The sequence below is a fragment of the Lysobacter sp. GQ73 genome, from assembly GCF_059758755.1.
This window is the reverse complement of record NZ_JCAXEE010000010.1, coordinates 87,063-102,920: the sequence shown is the minus strand read 5'-3', so window position 1 is coordinate 102,920 and position 15,858 is coordinate 87,063. Positions and strand designations below refer to the sequence as shown.

Sequence of the window (15,858 nt, the reverse complement as noted above, 5' to 3'; positions counted from 1 at the left end):
CTGCCGTTCGCCGCCGATCGGTGCCGATCCGGCGACTGCGCGCGGCCCGGCGAGCCGTCGCCGGCAGCGCCGCCCGCCGCCTCGCCGACCCGCTCGCTTGCCCATCGCCTGGCCCGCTCGCCTGGCCCGCTCGCCTGGCCGATCGAAACAAAAGCTATCGTTTGAACATGCCGGCCCTGTGCGATTGCCGCGGCCCGCTTGTCGCACACTCAGCCCCCATGACGACTCGCCTTCCGCCGCGGTGATCCATGCGTAGCAAGCTGTTCGTGCCGGGATCGCGGCCGGAATTGTTCGACAAGGCGCTGGCCGGCGCGGCCGATGCGCTCTCCTTCGATCTGGAAGACGCCGTCGCTCAGCGCGACAAGGACGCCGCGCGCGCGGCGGTCGCCGCCTTCGTCGCGTCCGCGCCGGCCGCGGCCTCGGCCAAGCTCGTCATCGTGCGCGTCAACGACCCGGCCTGCGCGCACTTCGCCGCCGACATCGCCGCGCTGGCGCACACCGGCGTGGCGATGATCAACCTGCCCAAGATCGAATCGGCGCAGGCATTGCGCGAGGCCGTCGCGGCGATCGAAGAGGCCCAGGCCGGCGATGCCGCCGCCCGGCCGATACGCGTCCTGGTCAATATCGAAACCCCGCGCGCGCTCGGCCACGCGGCCGAGATCGCCGCCGCGCATCCACGCGTGGCCGGCCTACAACTCGGCCTGGGCGATCTGTTCGAGGCCGAAGGCATCGACCGCCGCGATCCGGCCAACGTGCATGCGGCGATGTTCGCCGTGCGCATGGCCGCGGCCGCAGCCGGCGTGTTCGCGCTCGACGGCGCCTACGCCGACCTGCACGACGACGCCGGCTTCAGCGCCGAAGCGCAGGCCGCGCACCGGCTCGGTTATCTCGGCAAGACCTGCGTGCATCCGCGCCAGATCGCGCTGGCGCATGCCGCCTTCGCGATCGGCGCCGACGAGTTGGCGGCGGCGCGGCGGGTGGTCGCGGCGGCCGCCACGATGCCGGCCGACGACCGCGGCGTGTTCGTCGTCGACGGACGCATGATCGACCAGCCCTTCCTCAAGCGCGCCCAGGCCCTGGTCGCCGCCGCGGAGCGCCCATGAGCCCGCCGCGCATCGAAAATGCCACCGCCCTCCCGGCCACGTCGCCGCGAGGTTGGCTGTCGCTGGCGCAGCGCCTCGCGCGGCGTTCGCTCGCCGCCTGCGCGCTGCTGCTGTTCCTGGCCGCGCCGCTGCAGGCCGAGCCGCTGACGCCGCTGCGCAGCGCCAGCCTGCCCGCGCTCGACACGCCCTCGCCGCTGCTCGGCGTGGCGGCGATCGAAGGGCGCACCGTCGCGATCGCCCGCGGCGGCGCCTGGAGCCTGGGCCCCGGCGATGCCGCCTGGGCCGCCCTGCCCGCCGGCGACACCACCGCGATGATCGCGCTGATCGGCGACGGCACCCGCGCCTATGCGGTATCGGCGGCAGGCAGCGCCGCCACCGCGGTCGCGCAATTGCATCTCGACCCACGCGGCCTGCGTCAGATACCGTTGCCGCCGTTGCCGGCCGCGCTGACGCAGCCGCGCGGCGCGCTGTCGGCGGACAGTCTGTTCGTCGCCGGGCGCGACGCCTCCGGCACCGTGCACCTGTTCCAGCGCGGGCTCGCCGACACGGCCGCGGCCTGGACCCCGATGCCGATCTGGCCCGGCGCCGCCGCGCCGCGCGCGCTGGCGGTGCAGACGCGTTCGCTGTTCGTCGTCGTCCCCGATCCGCAAGGCGGCGCCGACCGTCTGCTGCGCTGGTCGGCCGACCACGGCTGGCGCCAGGCCGGTGCGGTGCCGGGGCAGGTGCTCGCCGGCTCCGGCCGCGCGCTCGGCCAGGCGCACGTGCTGTTTCCGGTCCTCGCTCCGGGCGCGGCGCAGGCCACGCCGATGACCTACCAGACCATCACCCAGGCCTGGGCGCCGCTGCCGGGTGCGCAACTGCCCGGCGCACGGCAGGCCGACTTACAGCAAGTCGACTCACAGCAGGCCGACTTACAACAGGCCGGAACCCAGCCCGCCGGCGCCCCGCTCATCGCCGCCTGGCCCGACGGCCTGTTGTGGACGCAGCCCTCGGCCGACGGCCGCCGCACCGGTTTCGCCACCGCCCAGGTGCAGGCCAACAAATTGCTGCTGCACTGGCTCGACTGGCTGGTGATCGTGGTCTACCTGGCCGGCATGATCGGCATCGGCCTGTACTTCTATCTGCGCGAGAAGCGCAACTCGACCGCCAATTTCTTCGTCGGCGGCCGCAGCATTCCGTTCTGGGCCGCCGGCGTCAGCCTGTACGCCGCCAACACCAGCTCGATCAGCTTCATCGCCATTCCGGCCAAGGCGTTCGAGAGCAACTGGCAATACCTCACCAACAATCTGATCGCGGTGCTCGGGCTGATCTTCGTGGCGATCTGGATCGTGCCGCTGCTGCGCCGGCTCGACCTGATGTCGGTGTTCTCCTACCTGGAGACGCGCTTTCACCCGGCGATCCGGATGCTCGCCAGCGCGCTGTGCATCCTGACCCAGATCGGCAGCCGCATGAGCGTGATCCTGTTCCTGCCGGCGCTCGCCATCGCCACCATCACCGGCATCAGCGTGTTCTGGAGCGTGCTGCTGATGGGCGGCTTCACCATCGTCTATACCGCGATGGGCGGGATGAAGGCGGTGATCTGGACCGACTTCGTCCAGGTCATCGTCAAGATGGGCGGCGCGGTGTTCGCCATCGGCTTCATCGTCTGGCAGTTGAACGGCGGCTTCGGCGAGTTCCTCGCCATCGCCCGCGCCGAAGACAAGATGCATCTGTTCGACTTCAGCTTCGACATGACCAAGGCTACGGTGTGGGGCTTCGTGTTCCTGGTGCTGTTCGACGTGGTGCTGACCTTCCCGAAGGACCAGGTGCTGATGCAGCGCACCCTGTCGACCAAGTCCGACCGCGAGGCCGGGCGTTCGATCTGGGCCTTCGCCGCGATCATGATCCCCGGCGGTTTCGTGTTCTACATGATCGGCACCGCCTTGTTCGTCTATTACAAGTCGCACCCGGAGCGGATGAACCCGCTGCTGCCGATCGACGCCACCTTCCCTTTGTTCATCGCCGCCGAACTGCCGGTCGGCGTGACCGGGCTGATCATCGCCGGCATCTTCGCCGCGGCCATGGCGACCCTGTCGGGCATCATGAACAGCGTGGCGACGCTGATCTCGGTCGACTTCTACGAAAAGCTCAGCAAGCGCGGCAGCGCCAAGAAAAGCGTGTTCGTCGCCGAGCTGACCACGGTCGCGGTGGGCCTGGTCGGCATCGGCGCGGCGCTGCTGCTGTCGCGCTTCGACATCCACTCGCTGTTCGACGTGTCGATCGAACTGGCCGGCCTGCTCGGCGGCGGGTTCGCCGGCGCCTACACCCTGGGCATGTTCACCCGCCGCGCCAACTCGCCCGGCGTGGCGATCGGCATCGGCGCGAGCATCGTGCTGACTCTGGTGATCTGGTCGTTCCGCCTGGTCCATCCCTACTTCTATCTGGCGATCTCGATCCTGCTGTGCATCGTCATCGGTTACCTCGCCAGCCTGTTGTTCCCGCCGCCGGCGCGTTCGCTCGACGGGCTGACCATCTACCGCGACCGCGATCCCGTGGCCGCCGCCGCGCCGGCCTCCCCCTGATGGCATACGCGGGCCCCGCGGGGCTCGTGTAGCCTGCCTCGGCCGGCCGCGAATCGCCGCGCCGTCGCGAGCTCAGCGAGAGGGCCCTTGGAAACCCAATTTCTCAACACCTTCGTGACCATCGTCGACCAAGGCTCGATGGCCGCGGCGGCGCGCGTACTCGGCATCACGCCGGCCGCGGTGGCGCAGCAGATCCGCACCCTGGAACGCGAGATCGGCGCGCCGCTGATCGCCCGCGTCGGCCGCACGGTCAGCGTGACCGAGGAGGGCGCGCGGATCCTGCCGCGCAGCCGCGAGCTGTTGCGCAGCGTCGCCGACCTGCGCAGCGTGGCCAACGAAAGCGAGATCTCCGGCGAGCTGCGCCTGGGCGCTTGCCCGACCGCGCTCGCCGGCATGCTGCCCGACGTGCTCGCGCGCATGGTCGAGACCTTTCCGCAGATCAACGTGTTCATCAAGCCCGGCTATTCGGCCGACCTTTACCACGCCGTCGAGCAGGGCGACCTGGATGCGGCGATCGTGCTGCAGGCGCCGTTCCCGCTGCCGAAGACCTGCGAATGGCAGTTGCTGCGCGAGGAGCCGCTGATCGTGCTGGCGCCGGCGGCGATGGCCGAGCGCGATCCGCACGACCTGCTCGCCAACGAACCGCTGATCCGCTACGACCGCCACCAGTGGGGCGGCCGCCAGGCCGACGAATACCTGCGCGCGGCCAACATCGTGCCGCGCGAACGTTTCGAGCTCAACGCGCTGAACGCGATCGCGGTGATGGTGGACCGCGGCCTCGGCGTCTCGCTGGTGCCGGACTGGGCCAGGCCGTGGCCGGAAGGCCTGAACATCGCGCGCATCGCCTTGCCCGATGCTTCGGCCAAACGCTGCATCGGCATCGTCTGGTCGCGTTCGAGCGTGCGCGTGCGGCTGGTGACGGTGCTGCTGCAGGAAAGCCGCAAGGCGATGCAAGCCAAGGGTTGAGCGCGCCGCCATCGCTGCCGGCGCGATGCGCCGCACATGCTGCAGTGCGGCAATAAATCGCTGATTCTCAAGCAACAATTCCTAGTCTCTGAACATAGTCCGCAGCGGTTCTATGCGCGCAGTCGAACGCATAGGCTCGCACTCACTCCGGGGACATGCGATGTCGGGGACGTCGCCACAAGGACGCGGCCACGCCGCGGTCGCTCGACGCCGGGGTTCATGCGTTCGCCGCCTCGGCGCGCGCCGCCAACCGCAGCCTGGACGGGACACGACATGCTCAAGCCACTCACCGCCGCGATCAGCAGCATCCTGCTGCTTTCGGCCATCGCCGGTCCCGCTCGCGCACAGGACACGCCGGCCGGCGACGACGGCGACGACGCGCCGGACCGCACCGCGGTCGATCTCGACAACGTGGTGGTGACCGGCACCCGCAGCCCGAAGGCGGTCGACCGCATTCCCGGCGCGATCACCCTGGTCTCGAAGGAAGAAGTGCAGCGCAACCTGGTGCTGACCGAAGACGCGACCGCGGTGCTGGCGCGCACGGTGCCGGGCTATGCCGAGTCCTCGCAGGCGATGAGCAATACCGGCGAAAACCTGCGCGGCCGCGTCGCCCTGCGCCTGTTCGACGGCGTGCCGCAGGGCTCGCCGCTGCGCGAGGGCACGCGCAACGGCACCTTCACCGACATGGGCATCGTCGGCCGCATCGAAGTCATCAACGGCCCCTCGGCCTCGGAAGGCATCGGCGCGGCCGGCGGCATCATCAACTACCTCTCGGCCGCGCCGACCCGCGAAGGCAACGAGTTCACCGTGATCTCGCGCTACACCACCCAGTTCGAGGACGACAGCGAAGGCTGGAAGCTCGGCTTCAACTTCGCCCGCAAGTCCGGCAACTTCGACCTGCTCGCCAGCGCGTCCTTCCTCGACCGCGGCATCACCTACGACGGCAACGGCCGCCGCATCGGCATGAACACCAGCGGTTCGCTGGCCGACACCGAGTCGCGCAACCTGTTCCTCAAGGCCGGCTATGCCTTCGGCGAGGACGGTGTGCAACGCATCGAAGGCTCGGTCAGTCACTTCAACATCGAAGGCGAGGCCAACTACGTGCAGGTGCTGGGCTGCCGCCCGGACGAGGCCGCGCTGTGCGGCGCCACCCGCACCAACACCTCCGAGCGCGGCAGCATCTTCGGCTCCAAGGCCGCGATCAACGACTTCAAGCAATATCAACTCACCTACATCCACTCGGACCTGTTCGGCGGCACCCTCACCGTCAACGCCTACAAGGCCGACCAGCAGATGCGTTATCTGCCGGAGAACAGCATCGACCGGCAGGACCCGCTGCTCGGGCCGCCCGGCTCGATCTACGACCAGTCCGAAATCGCCACCGACAAGAAGGGCCTGCGCACCTCCTGGGCGCGGCCGTCGCTGTTCTCGGTCAGCGGCCTGGAGCTGCGGGTCGGCCTCGACCTGGTCGAAGACACCGCCGAGCAGCGCCTGGCGCTGACCGACCGGCTGTGGGTGCCGCCGATGGAGTACAAGAGCCGCGCGCCGTGGGCGCAGCTGTCGTGGGACATCGGCCCGGTCACCCTGAGCGGCGGCGTGCGCCGCGAAGACGGCGAGCTGCACGTCGACAGCTACACCACCACCTGGTACCGCGACCGCCGCCACGTCGACGGCGGCACCCTCGACTACCAGGAGACCCTGAGCAACTTCGGCGCGGTCTGGCGCATCACCGACGGCTGGTCGGTGTTCGGTTCCTACGGCGAGGGCTTCACCCTGGCCAACGTCGGCATTCCGCTGCGCAACATCCAGTGCTCCAACGACCCCGGCGACACCCAGCCCGACGGCTGCCCGAACGACCCGCGCATCGGCGTCGCCGACCTGCTCGACCTCAATGCGATCGTGGTCGAGAACACCGAGTTCGGCTTCAACTGGCGCGGCGAGCGCGGCGCGCTGAGCGCCTCGCACTACGATTCCAAGTCCGACTACGGGCAATCGCTGGCGATCGATCCGGCCACCAACGACTTCGTGCTGCTGCGCGCGCCGGTGCGGATCAAGGGCTACGAACTGTCCGGCGACTGGCGCTTCAACGAGGCCTGGCGCTTCAGCGCGGTGTATTCGCACACCCGCGGCAAGACCTCGTTCTGGGCCGCCGACGCCGCCGGCCGCTACGGCGAGGGCGGCATGAACAAGCCGATGGGCGTGCTCGACATCAACCCCGACAAGTTCGCCTGGACCCTGACCTGGAAATACCACCCGCGCGGCGACGTCAGCCTGGGCGCGACTACCCTGTTCTCGCGCGACCTGTCCGGCAACGACGTACGCGCCTTCGACGGCGCGCGCTTCAACTTCCGCGAGAACACCCGCGGCTACACCTTGTTCGACCTGGGCATGAACTTCGAGACCGAGCGTTACGGCAAGTTTTCGCTAGGCATCGAGAACCTGTTCGACAAGCAATACATCCTGAGCTGGTCGCAGCCGCCGGGCGGCTTCCAGAACTACTGGGCCGGCCGCGGCCGCACCTTCTCGCTCACCCATACCTTCAAGTTCTGAACCGTTCGCGCTCATCGCCGGGTTTCCCTCGAACCGCCGCCGGGTCCTCGCGCCCGCGGCGGTGGCTTTTCGCTGTCGCCGCGCTCGGCCTGTGCCTCGGCCCGGCCTGCGCGGGCGAGCGCTCGGCCGCGGCGAACACCGAAGCCGCCGGGGCGGACCTGCTTTCTGCAGACTTCTCGCAGCTGCACCGCTACATGCATTCGGTCACCGGCCGCGACGGCTATCTCGGCGCGGTCACCCTGGTCGCGCGCGACGGCCGCATCGTCGATTGGCGGGCCTATGGCCACCGCGACCTGGCCCGCCGGGAGCCGATGCGGCGCGATTCGATCTTCCGAATCTATTCGATGAGCAAGACCGTCGCCTCGGTCGCGGCGATGCTGCTGGTCGAGCAGGGCCGGATCGGCCTCGACGACCCGGTGTCGCGCTATCTGCCCGAACTCGCGCGGCCCCAGGTCGTCGCCGGCGGCGACCTCGCCGCGCCGCGGCTGCGCGCGGCTTCCGGCGAGATCACCCTGCGCCATTTGCTCACTCATACCGCCGGTTTCGCCGCCGGGCGCGACGGCGACGAACTCGCGAGCGAGCTGGTGCGGCGCCAGGACCCGCACGCCGCCGCCGACCTGCGCGGTTTCGTCGAGCGCCTCAGCCGCGCACCGCTCGCCGCCGATCCGGGCACCCGCTTCGGCTACGACGGCGCCGCGCTGGAAGTGCTGGCGCGGGTGGTCGAGGTCGTCGCCGGACAGAGCTTCGATGCGTTCCTGCGCGACCGCGTGTTCGCGCCGCTGGCGATGCGCGACACCGGATTCGAGGTGCCGCCGTCGCAACGCGGGCGCGTGGTCGACCTCACCGCGATGGATGAAGACGGCCGACTGCGGATCGCCGACGGTCCGAGCGCGCGCGAACCCGGCGCGCGCTTGAACGCCTACCCGAGCGGCGCCGGCGGGCTGTACTCGACCGCCGCCGACTACGCCCGCTTCGCGCAGATGCTGCTCGATGGCGGGCGCATCGTTCCGGTCGCGGGCCTGTGCACCGAGAGCGACGCAGCGCGAGCTCCGGTGGCGCCCACCCCGAGCGCGACAGACGCTTGCGGCGACGACACCGCCTCCGGGCGTCTGCTGCGCGCCGACACCGTCGCCGCGATCCTGCGCAACCAACTCGGCATGCTCGATCCGCCGGTCAACCAGTACAGCGACGGCGAAGGCTTCGGCTTCGGCGGCTATGTCGTGATCGATCCGGCCAAGCGCGACCGTCCCGGCGCGCTCGGGCAATTCGGCTGGTCCGGTGCGGCCTCGACCACCTACGCGATCGACCCGCAACAGCGCTTGATCGCCATCGCCTTGTTGCAGCACCTGCCGCACGGCGAGGCTCGGCGGGATCTGCCGCGGATCGGCAACGACTTTTATCGACAGGTTTACCGTGCCTTGAAAATTCCTGGCGCCTTGAAAATTCCTGCCGCCTCGGCACCGGAGACGACGCGATGAGCGCCGCGTCGCCGGGTTGGGTCCTGGTGGCCGGCTCGGCCAACCTCGACTTCGTGGTCCGCGCCAGCCATGTGCCGGCGCCCGGCGAGACCGTGCTCGGGCGCGAACTCGCGCTGTTCCCGGGCGGCAAGGGCGCCAACCAGGCCGTGGCCTGCGCCCGCGCCGGCGGCGCGCCGACCCGGATGCTGCTGGCGCTCGGCGACGACGCGCACGCCGTACCGATCGAATGCTCGCTGCGCGAGGCCGGGGTCGACACCCGGATCGTGCGCGTCGCCGACCGCGCCACCGGCACCGCCTTCGTCTGCGTGTCCGACGACGGCGAGAACGCGATCACCGTCGCGCCCGGCGCCAACGAGGCGCTGCGCGACGAGGACCTGCCGGATCTCGCCGGCGTCAGCCATCTGCTGCTGCAACTCGAATCCCCGCTCGCCGCGGTCGAAGCCTGGGCGCGGCGCGCCCGCGCCGCCGGCGTGTGCGTGGTCTTGAACGCGGCGCCAGCGCCGGCCCAACCGCTGCCGCCCGGCTTGCTCGAAGCGGTCGACCTGCTGATCGTCAACGAAGGCGAACTGGCCGCGCTCAGCGGCGTAGCCGCCTCGGCGGGCGCCGACCGCCTGGAGACTGCGCTGGCGCGGCTGCCGGCCTGCGACGTGGTGGTGACTCTCGGCGCGCGCGGCTGCCGCGCGCGCATCGGCGGCACGCATCTGCAACAACCCGCGTTCGCGGTCGCCGCGGTCGACACCACCGCCGCCGGCGACACGTTCTGCGGCACACTGGTCGCGGCGCTCGCGCAGGGCGAGGCCTTCGCCGGGGCATTGCGCCGCGCCTGCGCCGCCTCGGCCCTGGCCTGCACCCGCCCCGGCGCGCAGAGCAGCGTGCCGGCCTGCGACGAGGTCGAGCGCCGGCTCGCCGCCGCCGCTCCGATGCCGGCGCCCGCCACGTCTTTCCCGCTTCAGGCTTAGCGACGTTCCCATGACCTCAGCGCCCCGCCCGCCCGACTCCCCCGATTTCCACGACGCCGCCAGCGAGGACGAACGTCCGCGGGTGCGCACCGAGTACAAGTTCTCGCACGTCACCACCCAGCGCTACCTGCCGCTGCCGGGCAAGGCGCCGGGCTGGCCGTTCGCCGAGATCGGCCACTGGAAGATCGATGTCGACGGCACCCTCGACGACTGGATCGCCGAGCTGCGCGATTGGCGCCGCGAACACCTGATCCGGATCGGCTACGACGACGCCCATTACCGCCGCCCCGAACTGCAGTGGGCGCAGCGCAATTTCGTCCATGCCCAGATGATGGCCGAGGACCGTTACTTCTACGATCCGGTCGCCGGCCGCTACACGGTCGACCGCTATCTCGACGACCTCGAGCGCCGCTACGGCGGCATCGACAGCGTGCTGATCTGGCACGTGTACCCGAACATCGGCGTCGACGACCGCAACCAGTTCGACCTCGCCGCCGACCTGCCCGGCGGGCTCGACGGCCTGCGCGGCGCGATCGCGGATTTCCATCGCCGCGGCGTGCGCGTGTTCCTGCCGACCATGCCCTGGGACCAGGGCACCCGCGACAGCGGACGCACGGACTGGGAATCGATCGCGCAATTGGTGAAAGCGGTCGGCGCCGACGGCGTCAACGGCGACACCTACAACGGCGTGCCGCGCGCGTTCTTCGACGCCTGCGACGCGCTCGGCCACCCGGTGGTGCTGCAGCCCGAGTCGACCATCAGCGCCGAGGAGGCGCTGATCTGGAACGTGCAGAGCTGGGGCAAGAAGGCGCCCAACGAAGTCGTGCCGGCGGTCGCCAAGTTCAAGTGGCTGGAACCTCGCCACATGATCAACTACGAGAATCGCTGGGGCCGCGAGCGCAATCACGACCTGCAGTACATCTTCTTCAACGGCATCGGCTACAACGCCTGGGAGAACGTCTGGGGCCTGTGGAACCAGCTCGGCGAGCGCGATGCCGAGACCTTGCGGCGCATCGCCACGATCGAGAGGCAGTTCCCCGCCCACATGGTCAGCGCCGACTGGCGCCCGTATGCGCGCACCCTGCAGGCCGGCGTGTTCGCCAGCCGCTTCCCGCACGGCGGCAGCACGGTGTGGACCCTGGTCAACCGCAACGAATACGAAATCGCCGGCGAGCAGATCGCGGTCGATCATCTCGACGGCACGCGCTACTACGACGTCTGGAACGGCGTCGCCTTGCAGCCGCGCCTCGACGGCGGCCGCGCGGTGCTCGACTTCGTGCTCGAAGGCCGCGGTTTCGGCGCCGTGCTCGCGCTGGCGCCGGGCGCCGCGATCGACGGCCTCGATGCGTTCCTCGGCCGCATGCACGCGTTGTCGGCGACGCCCCTGCATCGTTACTCGAACCAGTGGCGCGCCCTGCCGCAACGGCTGCTGCCCATCGAGGCGGTCGCGGCGGTCGCATCGGCGCCGCCGGGCATGCTCGAAATCCCGGCCGGCGAATTCGATTTCGTGGTCGGCGGCGTCGAGATCGAAGGCCAGACCTGGGAAGGCGTCGACGTGCAATACCCGTGGGAAGACAGCCCGCGCCGCCATCACCGCAAGCGCATGCGCCTGCCGCGCTTCTTCATCGACCGCACCCCGGTGACCAATGCCGAGTACCAGCGCTTCGTCGCCGACAGCGGCTACGTCCCGCGCGATCGGCACAATTATCTGCGCGATTGGGTCGACGGCGCGCCGCGCCCGGGCTGGGAACGCAAGCCGGTGACATGGGTCGCGCTCGAAGACGCGCGCGCCTATGCGCAGTGGGCCGGCAAGCGCCTGCCGCGCGAATGGGAATGGCAGTACGCCGCCCAGGGCGGCGACGGCCGCCGTTATCCCTGGGGCGAGGATTGGCGCGACGACGCGGTGCCGGTGCCCAATCGCAGCCGCCGGCTGCGCGCGCCGGCCGATGTCGACGCGCACCCGGCCGGCGCCAGTCCGTTCGGCGTGCTCGACCTGGTCGGCAACGTCTGGCAATGGAGCGACGAATATCTCGACGAACACACCCGCGCGGCGATCCTGCGCGGCGGCAGCGCCTACCAGCCGCAGACCTCGCACTGGTACTTCCCGCAGGCCTACCGGCTCGACCAGCACGGCAAGTACCTGCTGATGGCGCCGAGCAAGGATCGCTCGGGCTGCATAGGCTTCCGCTGCGCGGCGGATGCCGCATGAATACCGGCATGCCGCACGGCGAGCGTTCGCACGACATGGCCGAGGTCCGCCCTGGCGGACCTCGGGATGGAACGAACGTCCGCCTCGGCGGCCTGCTCGGCGAGGCGCTCGAAGCCAATCGCCACGGCCGGCTGTCGCACTTCATCGTCGACGAGACCAGTCCGGCGATCGCGATCTTCGCCCCGCAGCAACGCCGGCAGAACCGCGAAGGCGACTGGTACGGCGAGCATGCCGGCAAATGGCTGATCGCCGCGGCCAAGGCCGCCGCGCGCAGCGGCGATGCCGGACTGCGTGCGCGCGTGTTGCGGGTCGCCGACTTCCTGGTCTCGACCCAGGAAGACGACGGCTACCTCGGCACCTATGCGCCCGAGCGCCGCTTCATGCGCAGGCAGCCGCCCAAGCCGGTGAGCTGGGACGGCGCGCCGAGCGTGCGCACCTGGGACATCTGGACCCATGCCTATCTGATCCTGGGCCTGCTCGAAGTGCATCGCCACTTCCCGGCGCCGCGCTATCTCGACGCGGCCCGGCGCATCGGCGATCTCTGCCTGCGCAGCCTCGGCGACGACGGCATCGACATCACCGAGCTCGGCAACCACCACGGCCTGTCGGCGACGGTGCTGATCGACCCGGCGGTCGAGCTGTATTTCGCCACCGGCGAAGCGGCGTATCTGCAACTCGCGCAGCTCGTGCTCGCGCAGGCCGAGCGCCACCCCGAACTGCGCTTGCTGTCGCAGGCGCTGGACGGCACCGACGCGGCGCAGATCGCGACCGGCAAGGCCTATCAGCTGGCCTGGAACCTGGTCGGCCTGGCCAAGCTGCACCGCGCCACCGGCCATCCCGATTACCGCCGCGCGGTCGAGAACCTCTGGGGCAGCATCCAGGCGCACCATCTCAGCCTCGGCGGCGGCCCCTGCGGCGGCGTCGGCCACCGCTCGCGCGAAGTGTTCAACCCGGCCGGGGTGTTCAGCCCGCAGGCCTATGTCGAAACCTGTTCGACCCTGGCCTGGATGCAGTTGAACCGCGAACTGCTCGCGGTCAGCGGCGAGGCGCGTTATGCCGAGGAGATCGAGCGTTCGGCCTACAACGATCTGCTCGGCGCGCAGGCGCCCGACGGCGAAGACTGGTGCTATTACGTATTCGCCAACGGCCGTCGCGTGCACACCACGTACTGGCGCTGCTGCAAGTCCAGCGGCGCGATGGCGCTGGAGGAACTGCCCGGCGTGGCCTATGCGCGCGCCGGCGACGAGGCGATCGCGGTGAATCTGTACGCAGCGGGCTCGGCGCGGATCGAGCTGCCCTCGTGCGGGCCGGTGAGGATCGAACAGGACACCGCCTATCCCTTCGACGGCGCGATCCGCCTGCGCATCGACCCCGAGCGCGCCGCGCGCTTTCGGCTCAAGCTGCGCATTCCGTCCTGGGCCGCGCAGGCGCGGATCGCGGTCAACGGCACGGCCTGCGAGGGCGAGATCGTCCCCGGCGATTACTTCGTCATCGACCGCCGGTGGTCGGCGGGCGACGCGATCGACCTGCAATTCCCGATGACGCCGCAGGCCCATACCGCGGTCCACCGCAACGTGCAGGAGTCGCGCGCGCCCGACGGCAGCGCGGTGGCGCAGGAAGTGCTGCATTACGAGTACCTCGCGCTGACCTGCGGGCCGCTGGTGTATGCGACCGGCCTGATCGACGGCTTCAAGACCGAGGAAACCCTGCGTCTGCCGTCGGCGCCGCCGAGCGCCTGGCTGCGATGGTCGGGGCCGGATGCGGCCGAGCCGCTGCCGCGCATCGAGCTCGACCCGGGCTATCGCGCGCCGCTGTTGTTTCACCCCTACTACTGCGCCGGCGGCCGCATCGACGGCGCCTGGCGCCTGACCTGGATGTCGCTCGCGCCCACCCCGCTGCCCTCGCCTCCGCCGGCGACGTGACTGCCCGCACAGTCCACGCGCCAAGCAAGAATTTGTGCTGCCAGAACATATGCGGCGAGGGTGTTTCCGCGGCCGCGACTGGCGCACAGTGGCCCGGCACAGCGACTCGCATCAGGTTCCAGGCTTTCGGACGCGCACCGCATGGACTCCACTTCCCCCGCCCCGACCTCCGACCGCACGGCTCCGGCCGGGCCGCTCGCCGACATCCGCGTGCTCGACCTCAGCGCCTACATCGCCGGCCCCTACGGCTGCACGCTGCTCGCCGACCAGGGCGCCGACGTGATCAAGATCGAGCCGCCCGACGGCGACAATCTGCGCCAGTATCCCTCGACCCTGGCCAGCGAAAGCCGCGCCTTCCTCGGGGTCAACCGCAGCAAGCGCGGCATCGTGCTCGACCTGAAGCGCCCGGCCGACCACGCCGTGCTGCTGCGCCTGGTGCGCGAGGCCGACGTGTTGGTGCACAACTTCCGCCCGAGCGTGCCGCCGCGCCTGGGTATCGATTTCGAGCGCCTGCAGCTGATCAATCCGCGCCTGATCTATTGCGCGGTCAGCGGCTACGGCGAGAGCGGCCCGATGAAGGACAAGGCCGGCTACGACCAGGTGCTGCAGACCATGACCGGGATGTGCGCGCTGCAGGGGCGCCGCGGCGGACCGCCGGAGATCATCTACGGCTCGGTGGTCGACTACTACGCCGCCGCCCTGCTCGCCGCCGGCGTGTCCTCGGCGCTGTACGAACGCGAACGCAGCGGCGTGGGCCAGTTCGTTGGGGTGTCGTTGTTGCGCAGCGCCCTGACCATGCAATCGGCGCGGATGATCTGGGCCGACGGCGAAGGCCTCGACATCGGCCGCGACATGCGCTCGGGCGGGGTCACCGGGATCCACCCCACCCGCGACGGCCATATCTATATTTCGGCCAACACCGCGCGCTTCTGGAAAGCCCTGTGCGAGAAGACCGGGCTGGCCGAACTCGCCGACGACCCGCGCTACGACAGCGTGCGCAAGCGCGCGCAGGCGGCGGCCGAGATCGTGCCGCGCCTGCACCAGGCGTTGGCGGCGCGCGGCGCGATGGAGTGGGAAGCGCTGTTCGGCGACGAGGTGCCCTGCGCCGCGGCGCGGCGCATCGAGGACATGTTCGAGCATCCGCAGGTGCTCGCCGAGGGCATCGTCGGCCCGATCGAGCACCCGCAGGTCGGCCGCTACCGGGGCGTCGCCCAGTCGATCAAGTTCGGCCGCACCCCCGGCCCGGCCCCGTTCGCCGCGCCGATGCTCGACCAGGACACCCGCGCGATCAAGGACGAACTGGCCGACCGCGGCGCGCTGAGCTGGCGGCGGCGCGGCCCGGTCGAAGGCTGAGCGCCGGGCGTCCCGCCGTCCAGGCGCAGGCACGCCGCGCTAGTAGCGTGCGGCCTGCGCATCCAGGGCGAACTTCTGCCACAGCTCCTCGAACTGGCCGGCGAAGCAACGCACCAGGTTGGCGTCGTCGGTCACCACCAGGTTCTCTTCGTTGCTGGTGGTCGCGCTGCGGGTCCAGTTGAAGCTGCCGTTGGCCAGCACCCGGCCGTCGAACAGCGAGAACTTGTGGTGCATGTGGAAGGGACTGTCGTCGATCCGCACCGGCACCCCGGCGTCGCGCAGCCGCAGTACGTCGCTGCCGTCGTCGAACTTCTTGTCGTTGTCGCTGATCAGGCGCACTGCGATGCCGCGCCGGTGGCAGGCGAGGATCTCATCGCTGAGGCGGTCGTCGGAAATCGTGTAGACGCAGATGTCGACGCTGCGCCTGGCGCCGCGGCACAACTCGCGCAATTTGCGCAGGCAGGCGTCGCCGGGGGCGAAGTAGGCGCTCGACACCGTGGCCGGCGCGGCGACCACGTCGAGAGTCTTGATCACCTGCTCCAGCCAGCGCAGGCCGTCGAGGGCATGCACCGGCTCGCCGAGCATCAGCTCGCGGGTCATGTCGAAGGCGCGGTTGCGCAGATAGCGCACGCGCTCGCTGCCGAGCCCGGCGCCGAGCTCGCGCAACTCGAACTTCTCGTCGTTATCGAGCGTGCGATCGGCGATGCTGTCGCGCAAGGTCTGGTCCAGCCGGTCGAAATCCATTCCTGCCCCTGCC

The 15,858-nt window shown here is 70.3% G+C and carries 10 protein-coding genes; 9 read left to right on the top strand and 1 reads right to left on the bottom strand.

Going from position 1 to position 15,858, the window contains the following annotated elements:
• Nucleotides 1-248: 248 nt before the first annotated feature.
• From AC6CH2_RS21430 to AC6CH2_RS21390, 9 genes are all read left to right on the top strand, one after another.
• Nucleotides 249-1,103 carry an HpcH/HpaI aldolase/citrate lyase family protein gene (locus AC6CH2_RS21430; RefSeq protein WP_498270986.1) on the top strand — a complete coding sequence of 285 codons (855 nt, stop codon included), beginning with the start codon at nt 249-251 and terminating at the stop codon, nt 1,101-1,103.
• Nucleotides 1,100-3,664, top strand: coding sequence for a sodium:solute symporter family protein (locus AC6CH2_RS21425; RefSeq protein ID WP_498270985.1), 2,565 nt, complete (start codon nt 1,100-1,102; stop codon nt 3,662-3,664). Before AC6CH2_RS21430 ends, AC6CH2_RS21425 begins: the two co-directional genes overlap by 4 nt.
• Nucleotides 3,665-3,751: 87 nt before the next feature.
• Nucleotides 3,752-4,630 carry a LysR family transcriptional regulator gene (locus AC6CH2_RS21420; RefSeq protein ID WP_435397220.1) on the top strand — a complete coding sequence of 293 codons (879 nt, stop codon included), beginning with the start codon at nt 3,752-3,754 and terminating at the stop codon, nt 4,628-4,630.
• 273 nt (nt 4,631-4,903) lie between these two features.
• The gene (locus AC6CH2_RS21415; protein ID WP_498270984.1) at nt 4,904-7,180 is read left to right on the top strand and encodes a TonB-dependent receptor; all 2,277 of its coding nucleotides are present in this window, start codon (nt 4,904-4,906) and stop codon (nt 7,178-7,180) included.
• A 194-nt stretch (nt 7,181-7,374) separates the two neighbouring features.
• Nucleotides 7,375-8,658: a serine hydrolase domain-containing protein gene (locus tag AC6CH2_RS21410; RefSeq protein WP_498270983.1), complete on the top strand. Its 1,284-nt coding sequence runs from the start codon at nt 7,375-7,377 to the stop codon at nt 8,656-8,658.
• Entirely contained in the window at nt 8,655-9,617 is a 963-nt protein-coding gene (locus tag AC6CH2_RS21405; protein WP_498270982.1) for a ribokinase, read from the top strand. The genes AC6CH2_RS21410 and AC6CH2_RS21405 overlap by 4 nt, the downstream gene beginning before the upstream one ends.
• A 10-nt stretch (nt 9,618-9,627) precedes the next feature.
• A complete protein-coding gene (locus AC6CH2_RS21400; protein WP_498270981.1) occupies nt 9,628-11,826 on the top strand; it encodes an SUMF1/EgtB/PvdO family nonheme iron enzyme in 2,199 nt (732 codons plus the stop codon).
• Complete coding sequence (locus AC6CH2_RS21395; RefSeq protein ID WP_498270980.1) at nt 11,823-13,748, top strand: glycoside hydrolase family 127 protein; 1,926 nt, start codon at nt 11,823-11,825, stop codon at nt 13,746-13,748. The genes AC6CH2_RS21400 and AC6CH2_RS21395 overlap by 4 nt, the downstream gene beginning before the upstream one ends.
• A 141-nt stretch (nt 13,749-13,889) precedes the next feature.
• Entirely contained in the window at nt 13,890-15,101 is a 1,212-nt protein-coding gene (locus AC6CH2_RS21390; protein WP_498270979.1) for a CaiB/BaiF CoA transferase family protein, read from the top strand.
• A 39-nt stretch (nt 15,102-15,140) separates the two neighbouring features.
• On the opposite strand, the gene AC6CH2_RS21385 is transcribed toward AC6CH2_RS21390, so the two are convergent.
• Entirely contained in the window at nt 15,141-15,845 is a 705-nt protein-coding gene (locus AC6CH2_RS21385; RefSeq protein ID WP_498270978.1) for a phospholipase D-like domain-containing protein, read from the bottom strand.
• Between the last annotated feature and the right edge of the window lie 13 nt (nt 15,846-15,858).

Coding starts and splice junctions, on each gene's coding strand:
- AC6CH2_RS21430 (WP_498270986.1), top strand. CDS start 249: ATGCGTAGCAAGCTGTTCGTGCCGGGATCGCGGCCGGAATTGTTCGAC.
- AC6CH2_RS21425 (WP_498270985.1), top strand. CDS start 1,100: ATGAGCCCGCCGCGCATCGAAAATGCCACCGCCCTCCCGGCCACGTCG.
- AC6CH2_RS21415 (WP_498270984.1), top strand. CDS start 4,904: ATGCTCAAGCCACTCACCGCCGCGATCAGCAGCATCCTGCTGCTTTCG.
- AC6CH2_RS21410 (WP_498270983.1), top strand. CDS start 7,375: ATGCATTCGGTCACCGGCCGCGACGGCTATCTCGGCGCGGTCACCCTG.
- AC6CH2_RS21405 (WP_498270982.1), top strand. CDS start 8,655: ATGAGCGCCGCGTCGCCGGGTTGGGTCCTGGTGGCCGGCTCGGCCAAC.
- AC6CH2_RS21400 (WP_498270981.1), top strand. CDS start 9,628: ATGACCTCAGCGCCCCGCCCGCCCGACTCCCCCGATTTCCACGACGCC.
- AC6CH2_RS21395 (WP_498270980.1), top strand. CDS start 11,823: ATGAATACCGGCATGCCGCACGGCGAGCGTTCGCACGACATGGCCGAG.
- AC6CH2_RS21390 (WP_498270979.1), top strand. CDS start 13,890: ATGGACTCCACTTCCCCCGCCCCGACCTCCGACCGCACGGCTCCGGCC.
- AC6CH2_RS21385 (WP_498270978.1), bottom strand. CDS start 15,845: ATGGATTTCGACCGGCTGGACCAGACCTTGCGCGACAGCATCGCCGAT.